Origin of the sequence: Salipiger sp. HF18 (genome assembly GCF_011806505.1) — a bacterium.
Classification (GTDB): domain Bacteria; phylum Pseudomonadota; class Alphaproteobacteria; order Rhodobacterales; family Rhodobacteraceae; genus Salipiger; species Salipiger thiooxidans.
In genome coordinates this window covers 1-703 of record NZ_JAATOS010000940.1, presented here as the reverse complement: position 1 = coordinate 703, position 703 = coordinate 1, and the positions used below count along the sequence as shown (strand labels likewise).

Genomic DNA, 703 nt, shown 5'->3' with positions numbered 1-703 from the left:
CCGGTGAAATCGTGATTTCAACCCCTTTGGAACCTTTTTCCGAGACCCGGCGTTGAATGGGCAGAACGAACGGGGGCAGGCGATGCCCGCAGACGTCAAAATCAGGACATATCGGCCCCGGGGCAGCGACCCCCGGCGGAGGCTTCTCGCCGCCGCACGACCGGGTTGTGCCGTCCGCAACGGAAAAACGCAAAGGAGTCTTTGTCATGGAATTCGCCGGTATCGGGGGCTTTATCGTCCTCATTCTCGACATCTGGGCCATCGTCTCGATCCTGAGCTCGGGCGCCAGCACCGGATCCAAGGTGCTCTGGACCCTTCTCGTGCTCATCCTGCCGGTTCTCGGCTTCATCATCTGGCTCATCGCCGGTCCGCGCTCGTCGCGCGCCACGGTCTGACGCCCCCTCTCTACCTAACCCGGGCGTTTCGTGCTAAAGTTGAGTGCGAGCCGCTCCATATCTACTGAAACACAGCTTGATCAAGGAGGAAATCGTCATGCTGTACTGGGCTCTTCTGTTCTTCGTCGTCGCCGTTGTGGCCGCCGTCTTCGGCTTCGGGGGCATTGCCTCGGCATCCGCAGGCATCGCGCAGGTGCTTTTCTTCATCTTCCTGGTGCTCTTCGTGGTCACCCTGATCATGCGTCTCGTACGCAAGGCCTGACCCGACGGTTCTCCGCCGCGGTGCCACGACATCGGCACCGCGGTAC

3 protein-coding genes are annotated in these 703 nt (G+C 61.2%); 2 read left to right on the top strand and 1 reads right to left on the bottom strand.

The features are described from left to right. A partial coding sequence (locus HC022_RS28885; protein ID WP_217704145.1) for a hypothetical protein occupies nt 1-208 on the bottom strand: 208 nt, incomplete at its 3' end. On the opposite strand from HC022_RS28885, the gene HC022_RS28130 reads away from it, so the two are divergent. Together HC022_RS28130 and HC022_RS28125 are read left to right on the top strand one after the other, a co-directional pair. After that, complete coding sequence (locus HC022_RS28130; RefSeq protein WP_008884540.1) at nt 207-395, top strand: PLD nuclease N-terminal domain-containing protein; 189 nt, start codon at nt 207-209, stop codon at nt 393-395. The two genes, HC022_RS28885 and HC022_RS28130, sit on opposite strands and share 2 nt — an antisense overlap. 97 nt (nt 396-492) lie before the next feature. Beyond that, nucleotides 493-657 carry a DUF1328 domain-containing protein gene (locus tag HC022_RS28125; RefSeq protein WP_040384351.1) on the top strand — a complete coding sequence of 55 codons (165 nt, stop codon included), beginning with the start codon at nt 493-495 and terminating at the stop codon, nt 655-657. Nucleotides 658-703: the final 46 nt, after the last annotated feature.

Bases quoted from the DNA above. Each gene is read 5' to 3' on its own strand.
- HC022_RS28125 (WP_040384351.1), top strand. From the start codon at position 493: ATGCTGTACTGGGCTCTTCTGTTCTTCGTCGTCGCCGTTGTGGCCGCC.
- HC022_RS28130 (WP_008884540.1), top strand. From the start codon at position 207: ATGGAATTCGCCGGTATCGGGGGCTTTATCGTCCTCATTCTCGACATC.